Source organism: Flavobacterium sp. W20_MBD1_R3, assembly GCF_052119725.1.
In the GTDB taxonomy this organism is placed as follows: Bacteria; Bacteroidota; Bacteroidia; order Flavobacteriales; family Flavobacteriaceae; genus Flavobacterium.
The window spans coordinates 267,576-288,817 of record NZ_JBGQOR010000001.1 but is presented as its reverse complement, the minus strand read 5'-3'; the positions used below and the strand labels follow the sequence as shown (position 1 = coordinate 288,817).

Annotated in this window: 17 protein-coding genes; 11 read left to right on the top strand and 6 right to left on the bottom strand. The window is 33.5% G+C overall.

Annotated elements, in window-relative coordinates:
* The first annotated feature begins 54 nt into the window (after nucleotides 1-54).
* From ACEN2F_RS01220 to ACEN2F_RS01195, 6 genes are all read left to right on the top strand, one after another.
* Nucleotides 55-846 (top strand): (Fe-S)-binding protein, encoded by a 792-nt coding sequence (locus ACEN2F_RS01220; RefSeq protein WP_441734999.1) that lies wholly within the window; start codon nucleotides 55-57, stop codon nucleotides 844-846.
* 65 nt (nucleotides 847-911) lie between these two features.
* Nucleotides 912-1,394, top strand: coding sequence for an ABC transporter ATPase (locus ACEN2F_RS01215; RefSeq protein ID WP_441734996.1), 483 nt, complete (start codon nucleotides 912-914; stop codon nucleotides 1,392-1,394).
* A gap of 13 nt (nucleotides 1,395-1,407) precedes the next feature.
* Nucleotides 1,408-4,404, top strand: coding sequence for a glycoside hydrolase family 3 N-terminal domain-containing protein (locus tag ACEN2F_RS01210; protein ID WP_441734993.1), 2,997 nt, complete (start codon nucleotides 1,408-1,410; stop codon nucleotides 4,402-4,404).
* 103 nt (nucleotides 4,405-4,507) lie between these two features.
* A complete protein-coding gene (locus ACEN2F_RS01205; RefSeq protein WP_441734991.1) occupies nucleotides 4,508-6,532 on the top strand; it encodes a heavy metal translocating P-type ATPase in 2,025 nt (674 codons plus the stop codon).
* 77 nt (nucleotides 6,533-6,609) lie between these two features.
* Nucleotides 6,610-7,743, top strand: coding sequence for an N-acetyl-alpha-D-glucosaminyl L-malate synthase BshA (gene bshA / locus ACEN2F_RS01200; protein WP_441734988.1), 1,134 nt, complete (start codon nucleotides 6,610-6,612; stop codon nucleotides 7,741-7,743).
* Between the two features lie 51 nt (nucleotides 7,744-7,794).
* Nucleotides 7,795-8,223: a protease complex subunit PrcB family protein gene (locus tag ACEN2F_RS01195; protein ID WP_441734985.1), complete on the top strand. Its 429-nt coding sequence runs from the start codon at nucleotides 7,795-7,797 to the stop codon at nucleotides 8,221-8,223.
* 48 nt (nucleotides 8,224-8,271) lie between these two features.
* Here ACEN2F_RS01195 and ACEN2F_RS01190 read toward each other — a convergent pair whose 3' ends face one another.
* Nucleotides 8,272-8,775, bottom strand: a complete 504-nt coding sequence (locus ACEN2F_RS01190; protein ID WP_441734982.1) for a hypothetical protein — start codon at nucleotides 8,773-8,775, stop codon at nucleotides 8,272-8,274.
* A 305-nt stretch (nucleotides 8,776-9,080) separates the two neighbouring features.
* Nucleotides 9,081-9,914 (bottom strand): UDP-2,3-diacylglucosamine diphosphatase, encoded by an 834-nt coding sequence (locus ACEN2F_RS01185; RefSeq protein WP_441734979.1) that lies wholly within the window; start codon nucleotides 9,912-9,914, stop codon nucleotides 9,081-9,083.
* A 183-nt stretch (nucleotides 9,915-10,097) separates the two neighbouring features.
* On the opposite strand from ACEN2F_RS01185, the gene aroC reads away from it, so the two are divergent.
* The 4 genes from aroC to ACEN2F_RS01165 all read left to right on the top strand — a co-directional run bounded on the left by aroC (nucleotide 10,098) and on the right by ACEN2F_RS01165 (nucleotide 15,782).
* Nucleotides 10,098-11,156 (top strand): chorismate synthase, encoded by a 1,059-nt coding sequence (gene aroC, locus ACEN2F_RS01180; protein WP_441734976.1) that lies wholly within the window; start codon nucleotides 10,098-10,100, stop codon nucleotides 11,154-11,156.
* A gap of 110 nt (nucleotides 11,157-11,266) precedes the next feature.
* Nucleotides 11,267-12,547 (top strand): dicarboxylate/amino acid:cation symporter, encoded by a 1,281-nt coding sequence (locus ACEN2F_RS01175; protein WP_441734973.1) that lies wholly within the window; start codon nucleotides 11,267-11,269, stop codon nucleotides 12,545-12,547.
* Nucleotides 12,548-12,624: 77 nt separating this feature from the next.
* Nucleotides 12,625-13,902: a dicarboxylate/amino acid:cation symporter gene (locus ACEN2F_RS01170; RefSeq protein ID WP_441734971.1), complete on the top strand. Its 1,278-nt coding sequence runs from the start codon at nucleotides 12,625-12,627 to the stop codon at nucleotides 13,900-13,902.
* A gap of 362 nt (nucleotides 13,903-14,264) precedes the next feature.
* A complete protein-coding gene (locus ACEN2F_RS01165; RefSeq protein ID WP_441734968.1) occupies nucleotides 14,265-15,782 on the top strand; it encodes a response regulator in 1,518 nt (505 codons plus the stop codon).
* A gap of 146 nt (nucleotides 15,783-15,928) precedes the next feature.
* Here ACEN2F_RS01165 and ACEN2F_RS01160 read toward each other — a convergent pair whose 3' ends face one another.
* The 3 genes from ACEN2F_RS01160 to ACEN2F_RS01150 form a co-directional block, all read right to left on the bottom strand.
* A complete protein-coding gene (locus ACEN2F_RS01160) occupies nucleotides 15,929-16,381 on the bottom strand; it encodes an Hsp20/alpha crystallin family protein (protein ID WP_441734965.1) in 453 nt (150 codons plus the stop codon).
* A 173-nt stretch (nucleotides 16,382-16,554) separates the two neighbouring features.
* Nucleotides 16,555-17,808: a DEAD/DEAH box helicase gene (locus tag ACEN2F_RS01155; protein ID WP_441734962.1), complete on the bottom strand. Its 1,254-nt coding sequence runs from the start codon at nucleotides 17,806-17,808 to the stop codon at nucleotides 16,555-16,557.
* 112 nt (nucleotides 17,809-17,920) lie between these two features.
* Nucleotides 17,921-18,958 (bottom strand): formimidoylglutamase, encoded by a 1,038-nt coding sequence (locus tag ACEN2F_RS01150; protein WP_441734959.1) that lies wholly within the window; start codon nucleotides 18,956-18,958, stop codon nucleotides 17,921-17,923.
* A 100-nt stretch (nucleotides 18,959-19,058) separates the two neighbouring features.
* Here ACEN2F_RS01150 and ACEN2F_RS01145 point away from each other — a divergent pair, with 100 nt between their 5' ends.
* Complete coding sequence (locus ACEN2F_RS01145) at nucleotides 19,059-19,943, top strand: hypothetical protein (protein ID WP_441734956.1); 885 nt, start codon at nucleotides 19,059-19,061, stop codon at nucleotides 19,941-19,943.
* Nucleotides 19,944-19,991: 48 nt separating this feature from the next.
* Here ACEN2F_RS01145 and hutI read toward each other — a convergent pair whose 3' ends face one another.
* Nucleotides 19,992-21,230: an imidazolonepropionase gene (hutI, locus tag ACEN2F_RS01140; RefSeq protein WP_441734953.1), complete on the bottom strand. Its 1,239-nt coding sequence runs from the start codon at nucleotides 21,228-21,230 to the stop codon at nucleotides 19,992-19,994.
* Nucleotides 21,231-21,242 lie beyond the last annotated feature (12 nt).

Here is a 21,242-nt window from a genome sequence, read left to right as displayed (position 1 = left end):
TCATTTACGTTTACTCGAATAATCAAATCAACGAATAACCGAATCACAAATAGTATGTCAGAGAATTTAATAGTGCCAACAATGGCCGAAATGTTAGCTCAAGGGAAACAACCAGAAGTTTTATTTTGGGTAGGTTGTGCAGGAAGTTTTGACGATAGAGCAAAGAGAATTACAAAAGCATTTGTTCGTATTTTGAATCGTGCCAATGTTCCTTTTGCCGTTTTGGGTACCGAAGAAAGTTGTACAGGTGACCCTGCAAAAAGAGCTGGAAATGAGTTTTTGTTCCAAATGCAAGCCATGATGAATATCGAGGTTTTAAACGCATACGAAGCTAAAAAAATAGTTACGGCTTGTCCACATTGTTTCAATACACTAAAAAATGAATATCCGGAATTAGGCGGAAAATATGAAGTAGTTCACCATACAGAATTTTTGAAATCATTATTAGATGATGGTAGACTGACGATCGAAGGAGGACAATTCAAAGGAAAGCGAATTACTTTTCACGATCCTTGCTATTTAGGCAGGGCTAATAATGTATATGAAGCACCTAGAGAATTGATTCTTAAATTAGATGCTGAATTAGTCGAAATGAAACGTTCTAAAGCAAACGGTTTATGCTGTGGTGCTGGTGGTGCGCAAATGTTTAAAGATGCTGAACCTGGAAATAAGGAAGTCAATATCGAAAGAACCGAAGACGCATTAGAAACAAAACCAGAAATTATCGCTGCAGGTTGTCCTTTTTGTAATACGATGATGACTGATGGTATTAAAAATAAAGAAAAAGAAGGCGAAGTAAAAGTCATGGATATTGCGGAATTAATCGCCAATGCGCAAGATCTATAATTCAATATAATTTAAGAATTTTGAATATCATTCTCAAAATTCATAACACGTAATTTACAATTAAAATGGTTATTCCTTTTGAAAATTTACCCGAAGAGTCTAAAATCTGGATTTATCAATCCAACAGAAAATTTTCGGATGCGGAATTTTCTGAAATAGAAATTGCTTTGCAAAACTTTCTTGAAAGTTGGGCTGCACATGGTACTAGTTTAGAATCCTCCTATCAATTAAAATACAACCGATTTATAATTATTGCCGTAAATCAAGATGTTCAAGCCGCTACTGGTTGTTCGATTGATTCTTCAGTAGAATTTATTCAAAGTTTAGAACAAAAATACACCGTTGATTTATTGGACAAAATGAATGTTACCTTTAAACTTGGGGAACATATTGCGCACAAACCATTGATTGATTTCAAGAAAATGGTAAAAGATAAAGCCGTTACTGAAAATACTATAGTTTTCAATAATTTAGTCAATAATATAGAAGAGTACAATGAATCGTGGGAAGTTCCAGCTATTGACAGCTGGCACAGTCGCTTTTTTTAAACAAAATAGATCAATGAAAAAAATAGGTGTCAAAATTGTTTTTTTTTGTGTCTTATTTATTTTTGTTGCTGCGGGTTGTGTTGGTACAAAAGTGAATAAGCAGAAAGCAATTGTAACCAATATTCCGTCCAAAATAGAGAATTTGGACAGTGTAAATTCTACCAATACTCCGCATCTTTTTGAATTGTCTCCTCAAGGCAACAAATGGGTGGATAGTGTTTATAATGCAATGACTTTAGAAGAAAAATTTGGGCAATTATTTATGGTTGCTGCTTATTCCAATAAAGATTCAGCGCATATTAAAGCTATTGACAAACTCATATTAGATCATAAAATTGGCGGATTAATTTTCTTTCAAGGCGGCCCGCAACGTCAAGCAAAATTGACTAATCGATATCAATCGAAATCAAAAACTCCACTATTTATAGGTAATGATGCAGAATGGGGCTTGGGCATGCGACTGGATTCTACCTATAGTTATCCTTGGAATATGACACTTGGAGCCATCCGAGATATGAAACTTTTGGAGAAAGTTGGTATTCAAATCGGACAACAAAGCAAACGTATGGGATTGCAATTTAACTTTGCACCTGTGCTAGATATCAATTCAAATCCTAAAAATCCTATTATTGGTTTTCGTTCTTTTGGCGAAGATAAATTTAAAGTTACCGAGCGCGCCATAGCTATAATGAAAGGTGTTCAGAGTCAAGGTGTGTTTTCAACTGGTAAACATTTTCCGGGTCATGGAGATACGGAAACAGATTCTCATAAAAGACTACCAACTATAAATTCCTCAAAAGAAAGATTATCAGATGTAGAGTTTTATCCATACAAAAAAATGTTTCATGAAGGACTTTCATCTGTTATGGTGGCGCATTTAAACGTTCCCAGTTTAGATTCAAGGCCTAATTTTCCTTCTTCGATTTCTTATAATGTAGTGACTGATATTCTTCAAAAAGAATTGGGTTTCAAAGGCCTTATTTTTACCGATGCCTTAAATATGAAAAGTGTAAGCGATTTCAAATTACCAAGTGAAATCAACTTTGAAGCTTTTATGGCCGGAAACGATGTGCTCGTATTTCCTGAAAATGTTCCTGCTGCCATTGATAAATTTATACTTGCATATTCTCTAAATTTACTTACTGAGGAACGATTGGCTTTTTCGGTAAAGAAAATTCTAAAATTCAAGTACAAAGCCGGTTTGAACAACTACAAACCAATTGCCACTGAAAATTTATACAACGATTTAAATGGTGTCGAAAATAATGCATTGCAATATGAATTGTATGAAAATGCGATTACTGTTCTGAAAAATACGGGTACTGTTTTACCAATTAAAAATTTGGACAAACAAAAAATTGCTTATGTAAAAATTGGCGATGACAGTAATGATGCATTTGTTTCGACTTTAAAAAAATATGCTGAAGTTACTGTGATTTCAGATTCGAATCTCGATAGTCTTCAAGTGAAATTGCAAGCTTTTACAATAGTGATTATTGGTTACCACAAATCAGATGTAGCTTTTAGAAACGATGATTTAAAATCGAATGAAGTATTCAAAATCAATTTTTTAGCTAAAAATAATAATGTAATTCTGAATGTTTTTGCAAAACCATATTCTTTATTACCCATTACAGATTTTGATGATATCGAAGGATTGGTTATTTCATATCAGAATAATTCTATTGCTCAGATTGTTTCTGCTGAACTAATTTTCGGGTCTATTGCATCCAAAGGGAAATTACCGGTTTCTATTAATAACAGTTTTAAGGTAAATGACGGTTTATCTACGGAAAAACTGAATCGTTTAGGATTCACAACTCCTGAGAATGTTGGCATGAATTCAGCTATTTTGTCAAAAATTGATGGTATTGCCAATAAAGCAATTAACGCTAAAATGACGCCTGGAATTCAGGTTTTGGTTGCCCGAAAAGGAAAAGTTATTTATCAAAAATCATTCGGGCATCATACCTATGATCAAACCATTAAAGTGCAGGATTCAGATATTTATGATGTGGCATCGTTGACAAAAATTTTGGCGACTTTACCAAATGTTATGTTGCAATACGATCAACAAAAAATAAATCTGGAAACTACATTAGGAGTAATGTCTCCAATTTTCAAAGATTCAAATAAGGCAAATATTAATTTCAAGGATTTATTGTCGCATTATGCGGGGCTTGCTGCCGGGATTCCATTTTATAAATCGGCAATGGATAAATCTAGATTACCTTCGGAAGTTTATTTTAGAAAGGTAGCAGAACAGGATTTTTCTAAAAAATTAGGGGACAGTCTTTTTATCAGAAATGATTTTAGCGATACAATTATGAAAATGATTGTTGAAAGTAGAATTGCAACTAAAAAAGAGTACAAATACAGTGATCTTACCTTCATGATCTTGAAGGATTATCTAGAAAAAACAACGGGAAAAACATTAGATGTTTTAATTCAAGAGAATTTTTATCGTTCTCTTGGTATGAATAATTCCAGTTTTAATCCGTTGACTAAATTTGACAAAAACAGAATTCCTCCAACGGAAACTGATACTTATTTCCGTCGTCAACTATTGCAGGGCTATGTTAATGATTTGTCAGCTGCGTTAGAAGGCGGAGTTTCGGGTCACGCCGGAGTTTTTTCGAATGCAATGGATGTGGCTAAAATAATGGAACTTTATTTGCAAAAAGGAAATTATGGTAATCAACAATATTTTTCCGAGAAAACTTTTGAAGACTTCAATACATGTTATTTCTGCACAGTGGGAAATAGGAGAGGTGTTGGCTTTGATAAACCGCAATTGGGAGCATCAGGACCTACATGTGGTTGTGCTTCGATGACTAGTTTTGGTCATACTGGCTACACAGGAACGATGGCTTGGGCTGATCCTGAAACACAAATTGTGTATGTGTTTTTGTCAAATAGAACTTTTCCAGTTGCGGTAGAAAATAGATTGTCTAAAGCAAATATTCGGGAAGACATTCAAGCTATAATTTACGAAGCAATTACAGATTAAAAGGGACAATAGTTTTGATCATTTTTGGTTAAGAAATACGGTTTGACTTCTCTCTTGCTGAAAGTTAATTTTGTACTTTTAGAATTCTTAATCTACTTTAAACATGGCATACAAACATAAGAATAACGTTAGTCTTAAAACTGCTTGTTGCTCATTGGAAGAAAATAAAAAAGAATCAATTCACAATCAAACAGAGTGTTGTACCACAGATATTGATGCTGAAAGTCATGACGGGCACAATCATGATCATGATGATTTAAAAGAAAAAGAAAATGTATTCAGATTATTTTTACCTTCAATAATCAGTTTTGTATTTTTAGTTGTTGCGCTGTTATTTGATAATTACTTTCCTCAATCGTGGTTCAACGGTTGGATACGAATTTTATGGTATGTTGTAGCCTATCTTCCCGTAGGTTTTTCTGTTTTGAAAGATGCTTTTCAAAGTATTAGAAAAGGAGCCGTTTTTTCTGAATTTTTTTTAATGAGTGTTGCTACAATTGGTGCGTTTGGCATCGGTCAATATGCGGAGGGAGTTACTGTAATGCTTTTTTACGCAATTGGAGAACTGTTTCAAATGATGGCTGTTCAAAAAGCCAAATCCAACATAAAATCATTATTGGACCAAAGACCTGATACAGCAAATGTAATTTATGGAACGACTGTTGTTTCTAAAAGAGCCTCGGAAGTAACTATTGGAGAAATAATAGAATTAAAATCTGGAGAGAAATTAGCATTGGATGGAAAATTACTTTCGGATCATGCGACTTTCAACACTGCTGCATTAACAGGAGAAAGTAAACCGGATTCTAAATCAAAAGGGGATAGTATTCTTGCCGGAATGATTAATCTGAATGCTGTTTCGCAAATAGAAGTAACTACCGCATTTACCGACAGTAAATTATCTAAAATCCTTGAAATGGTTCAGGAAGCTACTGCCAAGAAAGCACCGACAGAATTATTTATCAGGAAGTTTGCCAAAATTTATACACCAATAGTTGTTTATCTGGCAATCGGAATTTGTTTAATTCCAATGTTATTTGTTGATGATTATGTTTTTAAAGATTGGCTGTATCGCGCCTTGATATTCTTGGTGATTTCATGTCCTTGTGCTTTAGTTATTTCGATACCCTTGGGCTATTTTGGTGGCATTGGAGCAGCAAGTAAAAACGGAATCTTATTTAAAGGATCCACATTTCTCGATATTATGGCGGCAATTCAGCTCGTAGTTTTGGACAAAACAGGAACGTTGACCAAAGGCGTTTTTAGCGTGCAAAAAGTAGTAGCAATAGGGATTTCTGAGAAAGATTTAGTGAGATATACTGCAGCTATAGAAGCTAAATCGACACATCCTGTAGGTTCAGCAATAATAGAATTCGCTAACTATGTTAATAACAATACGGTCGTTACCGAAGTCACTGAAATCGCTGGGCATGGAATCAAAGGTTTTGTAGATGGAAACGAAATTTTGGTGGGAAGTCCTAAACTGATGAAAAAATTCAATATTGATTATGATTCAGAGCTTGATGCGATTCCGTACACCATCATTGTTGTTGCCATTAATAAAAAATATTCAGGTTATTTCTTGATAGCGGATGAAATAAAAGAAGATGCAAAAACGGCAATAGAAAGTTTGCACAAAATAAATATCAAGACAATCATGCTTTCTGGTGACAACCAAGCGTTAGTTTTGGCTGTAGCCAAAGAATTAAACATAGATGAAGCATACGGAAACTTATTACCGGAAGATAAAGTCGAGAAAGTAACCGCATTTTTAAATCAAAAATCAAAAGTTGCATTTGTTGGAGATGGCGTCAATGATGCTCCAGTAATCGCTTTGGCCGATGCCGGAATTGCAATGGGTGGTCTAGGAAGTGATGCTACTATTGAAACTGCTGATATTGTAATTCAAAATGACCAACCCACTAAAATTTTCACTGCTATCAATATTGGGAGGAAAACTAAACAAATCGTTTGGCAAAATATCGGATTGGCTTTTTCAGTAAAACTACTAGTTTTGATTTTAGGAGCTGGTGGATTAGCCACAATGTGGGAGGCAGTTTTTGCAGATGTGGGCGTAGCCTTGTTAGCTATATTGAATGCGATACGAATCCAACGAATGAAATTTTAAAATCCTCTCGTATTTAACTTAAAATTCCATAAAACCCATTCCTATTTTTCTTAATTTCGTCTTATTAAATTACACACATGAAAATTGCAATCGTTTGTTATCCTACCTTTGGAGGTAGTGGTGTTGTCGCTACAGAACTTGGACTGGAATTGGCTCGTCGAGGTCATGAAATACATTTTATAACTTACAGTCAGCCTGTGCGTTTGGCGCTTTTGAACCCCAATGTGCATTACCATGAAGTGAATGTTCCTGAATATCCATTATTCCATTATCAACCGTATGAACTGGCGTTATCGAGCAAATTAGTCGATATGGTAAAATTATATAAAATAGAAATACTTCACGTGCATTATGCTATTCCACATGCATATGCGGGTTATATGGCAAAACAAATGTTGAAAGATGAAGGAATTAATATTCCAATGGTCACAACGCTTCACGGAACCGATATTACATTGGTAGGAAATCACCCTTTCTACAAACCAGCGGTAACTTTTAGTATCAATAAATCAGATTTTGTTACTTCGGTTTCCCAAAGTTTGAAAGACGACACCTTAAAATTATTCAACATAAAAAATGAAATTGAGGTGATTCCAAATTTTATTGAATTGGATAAAAATATAAATGATCCAAGTGCACCTTGTCAACGTTCAGTTATGGCGAAGGAAAATGAACGCATTATTACACACATCAGTAATTTTAGAAAAGTAAAGCGAATTCCGGATGTTATTAAAATTTTCTATAACATTCAAAAAGAAATTCCTGCTAAATTAATGATGGTTGGCGACGGTCCTGAAAAAGAAAAAGCAGAATATTTATGTCAGGAACTAGGTATTTTAGACAAGGTAATTTTCTTTGGTAACAGTAACGAAATTGATAAAATTCTGTGTTTAACGGATTTGTTTTTGCTTCCCTCAGAAACTGAAAGTTTTGGACTTGTGGCTTTGGAAGCTATGGCTTGTAAAGTTCCAGTTATTTCTAGTAATTCTGGTGGGTTACCTGAAGTAAATTTTGATGGTATTTCCGGCTATTTAAGTGATGTGGGAAATACGGAAGAAATGGCTCAGAATGCATTAAAAATCTTAAAGGACGAAACAGTACTCAATCAATTTAAAGAAAATGCATTAAAAGTTGCAAAACAATTTGATATAAAAAACATATTGCCGCTATATGAAGCGTTGTACAAAAAAGCCCTCAACAAATATTTGTAAATCTTTAAAAGAGAATAAATATTGCAAGAGTATAATTCAAATGCATATAAAATGAAAAAAGGAATGCTTTCAATACTAGCAATTACGCTAGCTTCGTGCAGTGCCACTTCTGTTAAAAGTTCAGATGGCAATGTATTATACGAAGTAATGACGCAGCAAACGACTGGTGGTGCAAGTATTCGTTTTTTTGAAATTCTTTCGGAACCAGATGAAATAAAAATGCTGCAGAATGATGAAAATCTAAAAAATAAGATTAGCGCTAATGATGTTCAGAATGCTAACTTTATTGTGTTGAATATGGGAGAGAAGTCCTCTGGGGGATATGCTATTGGAGTGGAAAATATAGTTGAAACCGATAGAAATATAATTATTACCATAAAAGAAACCAAGCCTGAGCCCGGAAGTATGGCGGTGCAACTGATAACAACTCCTTTTTGTGTAGTGAAAATAAATTCTAAGAAAGAAATTTTAATTCAATAAAAAAATGCCACTATTTCTAGTGGCATTTTTTATAATTCTTTTACAATATTAGAATTGGTATTTAAGACCCAAAGCTACATCAGAACCATAATTATTGTCGTAATAGCCATTTCCACCAAATTCTGGTCTAAAGTCTAAAGAAATTAATAATGGAAAGTCAAAATTATATTCGATACCAATATCACCAGCAGCAAATGCGAAAACACCGTTGTTGTAATCTCTACCATCTCTATAATCTCTGTTGTAACTTCCTACACCACCACCAATACCTGCGTACCAGTTGAAACCACCATCAATATTCCAAACCCATTGGTATAAACCAGTTAGTTTTATAGCATCGTCATCATAGAAATTGTCATTAGTTCTATTTCTCCAACCCAAATCAAGTTCAAGTCTGTTGTTGCTACCTAATGCTCTTTGATAAGAAATTTCAGCACCAAAACCATTGCTATCACCAAAACGCAAACCTAATGCATTTTTTGAAATATCTTGTGCTTGTGCTGTAAATGCTAATCCAATTAGCATTATCGCTGATAAAATAATTTTTTTCATAAGTAAATTTTTATACCTGCAAATGTAAAAATAACTCTGGGACTATTTTTGTAAAATTAATTGTAAATGTTTCAAAATTCACACTTTTATAATCATCTTACTCCATGTTTGCTATTTATTTTTATTTGTAATAATATAAGTTTGCGATTTTTTTGCAGACCAATGGTCCTGAGGACTGAGAAATTATGGTTTTAAAAGCGGTTATTGACAGAAGACATTTCGGGTGCGAAGCGTATTTTGAAGGATCGTATACCTTAATAAACACTTGAAATATTTTTTTAAATAAATGCAACAGTCAGGCTAATCTAAAATGATTTTTTTGAAAAAATTGCAGAAGTAACAAATTGACTGCTGATTAAATCTTCCATTTCAAAAAGATTTTCTTCATCTAAATAATTTGTTTCAGAGTATTGAAATAATTTCCAACGTTTATTATTATACTCCAACGCAGTTAAATTTTCAACCCAGTCCCCTGAGTTCAAATATAAAGTTGCTCCGTTTTTATTCTCTTTTTTGATTATTTTTGGCTCGTGAATATGACCACAAATGACATAATCATAGTTGTTTTCAATGGCTAATTCTGTTGCTGTTTTTTCAAAATCTGAAATATGCTTTACCGCTTTTTTTACGCCTGCTTTTATTTTTTTTGAAAATGAGTAGGGCTCTTTTCCTATTTTTAACAAACACCAATTAACAAATCGGTTTAAAAGAATCAGATAGTCATACCCTAAACCACCCAATTTTGCAATCCATTTTGAGTGCTGGACCGAAGCATCAAAGACATCCCCATGAAAAATCCATGCTTTTTTGTCATCGAGATCCAAAACTAATTTATCAACTAAAGCAAAATTACCCATGCTCATATCGCTAAACTTTCGGAGCATTTCATCATGGTTTCCTGTGATGTAGTAAACTTTCGTCCCTTTTGATGCAAAACTAATTATTTTCTGAATTACTTTTAAATGCGCTTTGGGAAAATAGGATTTTCTAAATTGCCATACATCAATAATGTCTCCGTTTAAGACTAAAACTTTGGGTTTAATAGCACACAAATAATTATAAAGTTCCTTGGCATGACTTCCAAAAGTTCCTAGATGCACGTCTGAAATTACGACCAACTCGACTTTTCTCTTTTTCAAAGTAATTCAATTTGAAGTTTGCCAAATCAATGGAATTTCTTTTAATTATTGTGCAACAAAAGGTTACTAAAAAGTTTTTAATATTAATTTAAAGCCAACAAAAGGGTTTAGATATTCAAAAGTTTAAGGGTTAAACTTTTGAACTTTGAACTAAAATATTACATTTGTTCAAAACTTATCAGTATGGCAGGAAATAGCTTTGGAACACTATTTAGAATAACGACTTTTGGAGAATCTCACGGTGATGCTTTAGGTGGAATAATAGATGGCTGTCCTCCAGGAATAACAATAGATTTAGAAGCAATTCAATTTGAAATGTCACGCCGAAAACCAGGGCAATCTGCAATAGTTACCCAACGTAAAGAACCGGATGAAGTTCAATTTCTTTCGGGAATTTTTGAAGGTAAAAGCACAGGCACTCCAATAGGTTTTATTATTCCGAATACCAATCAGAAATCAGACGATTATTCACATATTAAAGATAATTACAGACCCAGTCACGCTGATTATGTGTATGAAAAAAAATACGGAGTTCGCGATTACCGTGGCGGAGGCCGCAGTTCAGCTCGGGAAACTGCCAGCAGAGTGGTGGCGGGAGCTGTTGCAAAACAAATGTTGCCTAACATAAAAATTAATGCTTACGTTTCTTCTGTTGGACCTATTTATTTAGAAAAACCATATCAAGAATTAGATTTTTCGAAAACTGAGAATAATCCCGTTCGTTGTCCAGATGAAGCAACAGCCGTAATCATGGAGGAATATATTCGGGATATTCGCAAACAAGGAGATACTGTGGGAGGTACAGTAACTTGCGTGATTCAAAATGTGCCGATTGGTTTAGGAGAACCCGTTTTTGACAAATTGCATGCGGAACTCGGCAAAGCCATGCTGTCGATCAATGCGGTAAAAGGATTTGAATTTGGAAGTGGTTTTGAAGGATCACGCATGAAAGGAAGTGAGCATAACGATTTATACAATGCTGATGGAACGACTAAGACTAATCGTTCAGGCGGAATTCAAGGAGGAATCAGCAACGGAATGGACATTTATTTCCGTGTGGCTTTCAAGCCTGTAGCTACTATTATGCAAAAACAAGAATCCTTAGACAATCAAGGTAATATTACAGAAATGTCTGGAAAAGGACGTCATGATCCTTGTGTTGTGCCTCGCGCTGTGCCTATTGTTGAGGCAATGTCAGCGATAGTATTGGCTGATTTTTATTTATTCAACAAAATATATTAATATTAATTTTTGTAAGTGTTCTGTTTTTGTATTATTGCGAATTTACTTGACACCAAACGAGTAGAATTCTATAATAATCAAACTAGTCTTAAAACCTAATAACCACTTTAATGAATACCAAAACAACCAAAAAGCCGTCCTTTTTTTCAGGATTAACAGGCCAAATACTTATAGCCATGGTGCTGGGTGCTATTTTAGGAATTATCATTCATAATTCAATATCCTCGGAGGCAGCTCAGAATTTTAGTAACAAAATTAAAATTTTGGCTACTATCTTTATCCGATTGGTTCAAATGATTATCTCGCCACTGGTTTTTACCACTTTGGTGGTAGGAATTGCAAAACTTGGTGATATAAAAGCAGTGGGAAGAATTGGAGGAAAAGCGATGGCGTGGTTTTTTACAGCTTCCTTTATCTCGTTATTACTGGGAATGTTTTTTGTAAACGTACTAAAACCGGGCGAGGGACTTAATTTATCAAATGTTGATTTAGGATCAGTATCAGAAGTTACAGCGAAAACACAAAACATATCTTTTGAAAATTTTATTGAGCATATTGTTCCTAAAAGTATTTTTGAAGCAATGGCAACCAATGAAATTTTACAAATAGTAATTTTTTCTATTTTCTTTGGTTTAGCAGCTGCTGCATTGGGTGATTATGTGAAGCCAGTGACAAACGCTTTAGATAAAACCTCCCATATTGTTCTTAAAATGGTGAATTATGTAATGAAATTTGCACCAATAGGCGTTTTTGGAGCTATTGCTGGAGTATTTGCAGTACGAGATTTTCAGGAGTTAGCTATTACGTATTTTAAGTTTTTTGGTTCGTTCTTAATTGGAATTTCATCACTTTGGGTAGTATTAATAGTTGTAGGCTACATTTTTCTAAAAAGCAGAATGACCGTTTTGTTAAAGAGAATTGTAAGTCCACTAATCATCGCTTTTGGTACTACCAGCAGCGAGGCTGTTTTTCCAAAATTGACAGAGGAGCTAGAACGTTTTGGTGTTAAAGACAGAATTGTGTCCTTTATGTTACCGCTAGGATATTCGTTTAACTTGGATGGAAGTATGATGTATATGACTTTTGCCAGTATTTTTATCGCACAAGCGTATGGAATTGATTTAGATTTAGGTACACAAATGACCATGCTATTAGTTTTGATGCTCACGAGCAAGGGCATTGCTGGAGTTCCAAGAGCAAGTCTTGTTGTAGTTGCCGCTACTTGTGGTATGTTTGACATTCCTATTGAAGGAATTGCTTTAATATTGCCAATTGACCATTTTTGTGATATGTTTCGTAGTGCCACCAATGTTTTGGGAAATGCGTTAGCAACCTCAGTGGTTGGAAGTTGGGAAAAAGAAGAGGATATAGAACAGGTATCCTTAGATTAAATAACAAAGCTCCTCACGTAACGAGGAGTTTTTTTTTGCAGCATATCAGTTCGTCTGATTAAATAGAATGAAAAATTATGAAAAAACTTGCTTTGCATTGGAAAATTCTTTTAGGAATGATTCTAGGCCTTCTTTTTGGATTATTAATGAAAGATTTAGAACAAAAAGGGATTGTTATCGATTGGATAAAACCTTTTGGAACCATATTTATAAATTTACTCAAAATGATTGCTGTTCCATTAATTGTGGTTTCACTTATTGTTGGATTAGCAGATTTAAAAGATATTTCTAAACTTTCTAAATTAGGAGGAAGAACAATTTTTTTCTATTTATGTTCGACTGTGATAGCGGTCACTATTGGTTTGCTACTTGCAAATTTAATTAAACCTGGAACCTATATAAATGAGGAATCCAGAATAAGTTTGCTTGAAAATTTTTCGGTAGATGCTTCTCAAAAAATTGAATTAGCTGTAAATACTAAAAATGATGGACCACTTCAACCATTAATCAACATAGTTCCAGATAATTTTTTCAAAGCTTTAAGTGATAATGGAAGTATGCTCCAAGTCATTTTTTTTGTTATTTTAATTGGGATTGGACTTATTTTAATAGAGGAAAAAAAATCAAAACCTGTAGTTGATTTCTTCAAAGGACTGAATGAAGTTATTTTGAAAATTATTGATATTATCATGCTTTTTTCGCCGATAGGTGTTTTCGCACTCATGGCTGCCTTGATGGTTGAAATTCCGGATTTTTCAACATTGGGTGCTTTAGGGATTTATGGATTAACCGTTTTATTTGGCTTGTTATTAATGGTATTTGTGTTCTATCCAACCTTATTAATGATTTTTGCGAAAGTAAATCCAATACAATTTTTTAAAGCTATTGCACCTGCACAATTACTGGCTTTTTCAACAAGTTCAAGTGCAGCTACACTTCCCGTAACTATGGAATGCGTTACTGAAAATTTAGGAGTAGATGAAGAGGTTTCCAGCTTTGTGTTGCCTTTGGGTGCTACCGTAAATATGGATGGAACTAGTCTTTATCAAGCAGTAGCGGCGATATTTATTGCTCAAGCAATGCTTCCTGATGCTTTAGATTTAAACACCCAATTGATGATCGTTGTTACAGCAACGCTGGCTTCTATAGGTTCAGCTGCGGTTCCTAGCGCCGGAATGGTGATGTTAGTTATAGTTCTTGGTCAAGCTGGGATTCCAGAGGCTGGACTGGCACTTATTTTTGCTATTGACAGACCTTTAGATATGTGCAGAACTGTTGTAAATGTGACAAGTGATGCAACCGTGGCAACCATTGTTGCTAAATCAGTAGGGAAATTAAAAGTACCAAAAGAGTAATCATGTGAATTTAACATCACGTTTTGGGTGTATTTCAGTTTGTTGATTTTTGACTAAAAGGTATTTAGATTTTAAAATTGTGGAAAACACTTTACCGCAGTCAATAAATTTTAGATTGTGCCAATTCAAAATTAGGCTATCTAGCTGTTTTATATTTTTTTAGCTGGCATAAAACAAAGATGACGCCTTATTTATATAATTTTTTTTAAGGTGAATTAAAAATTTATCAATCACATCTAAAATGTTTAAATAAATTATAAGATAAACACAGATAAATGTATATTTGATAAAATTAATCATTTATGTATCAGGGGCGTATCATTTTATGTGTAGTATTTATATTTAATTTTTTTAGTAATACTGTGCTTTCACATACGATAAAGTCTTCAGAAAATGAAATTATTAAATTCACAAATCTGGCGGGACGGTTTGTGAAGATTGTTGATTTACCAAAATCTATTTTACAAAATGAGGAGTATTTTGCACTGAAGTTTTACTACATAACTTTAGCTGATAATAGTGAATCTGAAAAAGTTACTTTTTATGATCAAAAGACAATTGATAAAATTGAAAATGACAAGTTCGCAAAACAAGAAAGTTTAAGAAAATCGAAAGTAATTGTTGTGCTATTTGTTGTTATTTTATTATTTCTGCTGGTCTTGCTGTATTCATTATTCAAAGCTAATAATTTCAAGAAAAAAGCAAATGCTGAACTTTCTCAAACATTAATAGCACTAACGATTGCCAAAGAAAAAGCCGAAGAAGCATCGATATTAAAATCGCAATTCGTATCTACAATTAGTCATGAATTGAGGACGCCTTTATATGGTGTGGTGGGAATTACGAATATGTTGCTTGATGAACATAAGGAATTGGCAAACAGTCCGCATTTAATTTCATTAAAATTTTCAGCGCGGTATTTACTTTCACTCGTAAATGATATCCTTCAGATAAACAAAATTGAAGACAATAGAATTGTTCTAGAAAGCATGACTTTCAATATTTCTGATGAAATAAACATGATCAAAAATTCCTTGTCTTTTATTGCTAAAAACAACAACAATTTTATCATTGTCAGCATTGATCCTGCTATTCCTGAATATCTGATAGGAGATAAGTTAAGACTCTCTCAAATAATAATGAATCTGGTTAGCAATGCATTGAAATTCACTAATGATGGAGAAATTTTAATCAAAGTAAACTTAGTCAAAGTCGAACAAGATCTTCATTTTATCGAATTTGTTGTAAAAGATAATGGAATTGGAATTGCACCTGAAGATCAATACAAGATTTTTGATAAATTTATTCAGGTGGGTAGGAAAGAAACTGATTATCAGGGGACCGGACTGGGTTTGTCAATTGTAAAGCAGTTATTAGGATTGTTTGATAGTACAATATCACTTCAAAGCGCAATTGGACAAGGAACCACATTTAAATTTACGATAGCATTTGAATTTAACCCTGAAAAAACAAATGAAATTATTAATAATATTTTGGTCGACTTAAAAACCGCACAAATTATCAATATTTTAGTCGTTGAAGACAACCATATTAATCAAATGGTCACTAGAAAAACGATAGAGAAGAACAATTACAAATGCAGTGTTGTTGATAATGGATATGCAGCACTAGAAATACTTGACAAAGAAAATTTCGACGTGATTTTGATGGATATCAATATGCCTCTTATAAATGGTTTTGAAACTACAAGAAAAATACGTCTAAAGGGGATAGATATACCCATCGTTGCATTGACAGCTTTTGATAAAACAGAAATAACAGAAGAAGCTCTTTCTGCGGGGATCAATGATATTATTATAAAACCTTTTGATGCTAGTAAATTATTTAATATCATTAATATTTTGATTTCTAAGAATTAAGAATTTTTTTAGGACAGCCACAACTTAGAAATAATAGTAATTTTTCTGTTTACGAAAGTTTCTTTATAATCAAAATCGTTACACTTTTAAGACCAATTCAGGTCATGAAAGTGTAACGATTAGAATAAAGTTGCTGTCAAAAAACGTTATTTGATAGCAATTGTTTTATTGGCTCTTTTCTTTCCATTATCTTTCTTGGCAATGTCAATATGCAGAATCCCGTCTTTGTAATTTGCTTCGATTTTATTTTCATCGATGTAATTCGGCAATGTGAAAGATCTTGAAAATGATTGATAACTAAATTCTTTACGAACATAATTATCTTTTTTTCTTGTTTCTTCTTTCTCCTCTTCTTTTTCCGATGAAATCATCAACATGTTGTTGTCTAATTCTACTTTAAAATCTTCTTTCTTCATGCCTGGAGCTGCTAATTCAATTTTTAATTTATCGTCTGTTTCTTTTAGATTTACAGAAGGTAAATTACTGCCAATAGCCGTAAAGTTTTTGTCAGACCAATCAAAAAGATCTCGAGATACAAAATCATCAAAAAAGGTGTTCACTGTGGGAAATAAACCATTTCGTTTTACTAAAGTTTCCATAATTTTTAATTTTAATTGTTTTATATAATTAAAATCAAATTTAATAATTTTATTTATTTTTAAATACTTAATTATATTTAAAACGTTGAAAAACAACATATTAACGACAACATGCTTGTTTTAGCAATAGTTAAAAAGGAGTTTCTTACAGCTCAAATTTGTTGCCTAAAAAATTAGTACCAGCGTTTTTTATTTTGTTTAGAAACTTCTGATTTTCTTGATTTATGAGCTCCGGCACTGCGATTTGAATTTTTTTGAGCACCAGCGGGAGCGGTTTCAGGACTTCCTGAATGCCAACCGTAGGGATGATCGCTCACGATTTTTACATCTACTTTTATTAATTTTTGAATATCTTTCCAGTATTGGTGCTCATCTTTACTACAAAACGAGATTGCAACACCTTCATTTCCTGCACGACCAGTTCTTCCTATTCGGTGAACATAAGTTTCTGGAATATTGGGTAAATCAAAATTGATGACATACGGTAATTGATCAATATCAATACCTCTGGCTGCAATATCTGTCGCTACCAGAACATTTACTTCTTTATTTTTAAAACCATCTAAAACGCGTTGTCTGGCGTTTTGAGACTTGTCACCATGAATGGCTTCGGCAGCAATATCATGTTTCCGCAATGCTTTTACAACATTATCGGCTCCGTGTTTTGTTCTTGAAAAAACCAAAACATTGGACAGTTTTTCATTTTTAATTAAATGATAAAGCAAATTTCGTTTTTCTGCTTTTTCAACAAAATATACACGTTGTTCTACGTTTTCAGCTGTAGAAGAAATAGGCGAAACGGTAACTGTTGCAGGATCTTTTAGAAACATTTCAGATAACTCTCTTATTGCGATTGGCATCGTTGCCGAGAACAGTAAGGTTTGTCTGTTATTTGGGGTCAGTTTTACGATTTTTTTGACATCATTTACAAATCCCATATCTAGCATTTGGTCTGCTTCATCAAGAACTAAAGTGTGTAAATAATCTAAATCTATAAAACCTTGTTTGACTAAATCGAGTAAACGTCCCGGAGTAGCGACTAGAATATCAATTCCTTTTTTTAGCATTTCTACTTGAGGTACTTGAGAAACTCCGCCAAAAATGGTAAGTTGAACTAAGTTGGTATATTTTCCATATTGGTCAAAATTTTGTCCAATTTGAACAGCTAATTCTCTGGTTGGAGTGATTACTAAAGCACGAATTGGACTAGCTTTTTTTGACGAACCTACAATTCTATGCAATTGATGAATGATAGGAATGGCAAAAGCCGCTGTTTTTCCGGTACCAGTTTGTGCGCAACCAATCATATCTCTTCCTGATAATACGATTGGAATAGCTTGTTCTTGTATTGGAGTTGCTTCTAAATAGCCTTGTTCGAATACGGCTTTTTGTATACTTTTTGAAAGTGGTAAATCTTCGAATAACATATTTTAGGAATTAAGAATTTAGTTATAGTTACTTAAATTCTCTGCAAAGATAGTTTTATTTCTCGATTTGTTTTATTCCTGATTTGTCTACCCCTTTTAAACGACAACGCTGTTACATAATTTGTTGGTTCGATTTAATAAAATCAGTTACCAGATAGCCTATTAATTTACCTATTAAATGATTGTTTTTATCTTCACCTAGGTCGGGTGCGCCTTCGCAAATGTGTAAATACGTCGCATTTTTATTTTTGGAAAAATAGAAAATAAATTGCCGAAGTTGTTCTACAGAAAAACCACTCATGGTCATGGCGCTGCAGGCAATGTTTGGAATTGCATCTAAATCAATCTCTATTCCAAAAAAATCGTCATTTATAAATTCAGATGCTAATGCCATTTCTTGATCAAAGTCTTTTTCTTTCCTAATGCCTATACTGTCGTAAGTTGTAAATCGTACACGATCCTCTTTCTTCTTGATAATATCTAGAACACTTTTAGAAGTATAATTTTCATGTAATCCAAAAATAAAATATTTTTTCAAAAAGCCTTCTTCGTACGCATAGGAGAAACCATTGCCACTGTGTCGTCCTTCTAAAATCCTAAAATCCGAATGCGCATCAAAATTAATTGCATTTATAGGTTTGCCTTTAGCAAGTGCAGCTCCTTTTATATTACCGTAGGAATTATTATGGCCGCCTCCAATGATTATTGGGGTTTTACCTAATTTTACAATATTGAAAATAATATGAGAAACATCTTTATCAATTTTTTCTACCAATTGACTTAACTTAAATCGATCATCAATATCATTAAAATCGAGGTGTTCTACTTCCTGCATTTTTTCACTTACGTCTAATTGGCCTAAAACAACTAGCTGACTTCCTTTACAAAAACGGTTATGCTGAATATTAGCAATGCTTTTTATCGCACTGTCCCAAGCTGAAGCCGCACCAGGTCTGCCAAAATTAGCTCTTATTCCAATATCTTCAGGAATACCAAATAGTACATATTTAGCATCACAAGAGGTAAGAAAATCAATTGAATTAACGTCTTTCGGGATCGTTATCATTTTTTCTCCAAACTTTATTTCACCGCTTCTGTGGTTGGTGATTTTTGCAAGATCTTTGATTGTAAACGGGATAATTTTTTCCATTAAAAAAAATATTTTCCCCCAAAAATAATATAAATGCAACAACTTGCGTTACTCATTAGTTATATATTGTTAAATTTGTAGAAATTAAATGTAATAAAACATGGAAAATCAAAAGAGCAGTTCAAGTCTTAAAGCTGTCATAGCGGTATTAGCTATATTATTAGTAGGAAGTTTAGTTTATATTTTTAAAGTGACCTCTGATGCAGATACCGTTAAAACAGAATTGAAAACGACGATGACCGAAAAAGAATCGGTTATGAAAGATTTACAGGAATTAAAAGCAACTTATGATGCTGCAATAGCTGAAAACACATCCATGTCCGATGAGTTAATTCAAGAAAGAGACAAAGTGGTAAACTTGATGAGTGATTTAACTAAATCTAAAGGAGATGTAGCTTCACTATCAAAATACAGAACTCAATTCAATGCTTTGCAGGGCAATATGAAGGTTTTAATGGCTGAAAATGAAGGATTGAAAAAAGACAATACAATCTTAACTACCCAACGTGATAGTACGGTAGTGGTATTAGGAGAGTCTAAAAAATACAATGAAGTACTAGTTGGACAAAACGAAGAGTTATCGAAAGCAGTTGAAAAAGGATCAAAATTAACAGTTTTAAATACCAGAGGAACTGCATTCAAATTAAGAAATTCAGGGAAACAAATTGAAACAGACAAAGCCAGTAGAGCTGATGTTTTAAGAGTTAATTTTACTATTGCTGAAAATCAAATCGCCATGTCGGGAGACAAAAGGTATTATGTCCAAGTAATCGATAGCAAAAATAATGTTTTGGGAGACAAAAAAACAGAGAATTTTGGCGAAAATACATTGACTTACAGTTTTGCAACTACTGTGAATTATGAAAATAAAACAGTTCTTGTTTCTGAGGATTTAAAAGGAAACGATTTTGCTAAAGGAACTTATTTTATCAATATTTTTGATAAAGATGTTTTAGTTTCAAAAACAAGTTTTGTGTTGAGATAATTCATAACTGAAATATTTTAAAAAGAGGAACGAAAGTTCCTCTTTTTTTTATGAAATAACTTCACCTTCAATTAGCACATTTTCAATTAAATTACTACCAAAAGCATAGGGCAGTTGATAATAGGAATGAATTGGTTTCGTGATAATTAGATTTGCTTTTTTACCAATAGTAATACTTCCGTGGGAGCTAGCAATACCCATAGCATAAGCTCCATTTATTGTGGCAGCATTTATGGCTTCTTCGGGAGTCATTTTCATTTTGATACAAGCAGTTGCTACAACAAAATTCATATTTCCAGAAGGAGTGGAGCCCGGATTATAGTCCGTTGCTAGCGCTATAGGAAGTCCAGCCGCTATAATTTCTCGCGCTGGGGTGTACGGAATACTTAAAAAATAGGAGCAAGAAGGTAATGCAACAGGCATTATTTCGGTATTTTTCAAAGCCTCGATATCTTCGGGTTTCATTATTTCTAAATGATCTACTGAAAGTGCGTTGTATTTTATTCCTGCTTGAATTCCGCCAATTGAGTTGAACTGATTGACGTGAATTTTTGGCTTTAAGCCAAATTTAATTCCAGCATCCATAATTTGTTGGGTTTCTTCAACAGTAAAATAACCCGTTTCACAAAATACATCGATGAAATCTGCCAGTTTATTTTCAGCAATTGCTGGGAGCATTTTATTGATGATTAAATCGATATAACCGTTATGGTTTGCAGTGTATTCTAATGGGAAAGCGTGTGCACCCAGAAAAGTTGCTTTTATGGTAATTAGATAATTTTGAGATAATCGCCGTATCACGCGAAGCATTTTCAATTCTCCATCAACTGTTAATCCGTATCCTGATTTAATTTCTATAGCTCCAGTTCCCAATTGCATGACTTCTTCTAATCGAACTTTAGATTGATTGTAGATTTCTTCTTCCGAAGTTTCATTTAGTTTTTTAGCTGAATTTAGGATTCCACCGCCACGATTAGCAATTTCTTCGTACGACAAACCATTGATCCGATCTACAAATTCTTGTTCCCTATTTCCTGCATACACAATGTGCGTGTGGCTGTCACACCAAGACGGTAAAATGATTTTTCCAGTAGCGTCAATTATTTTGTCAGCGTGTATTTCTGGTAAATTATCCATCGAACCAAAATCAGCAATAAGTCCGTTTTGAATAACTAAATAGGCGTTTTTGATGGTCGGTAAAATCGCCATTTCAGCGCCTGAAACTTTAGTTATAGATGAATCCCTTATTTGGAGTAGTTCTTTAATATTGATGATTAATGTGATCATTATGCATGATTA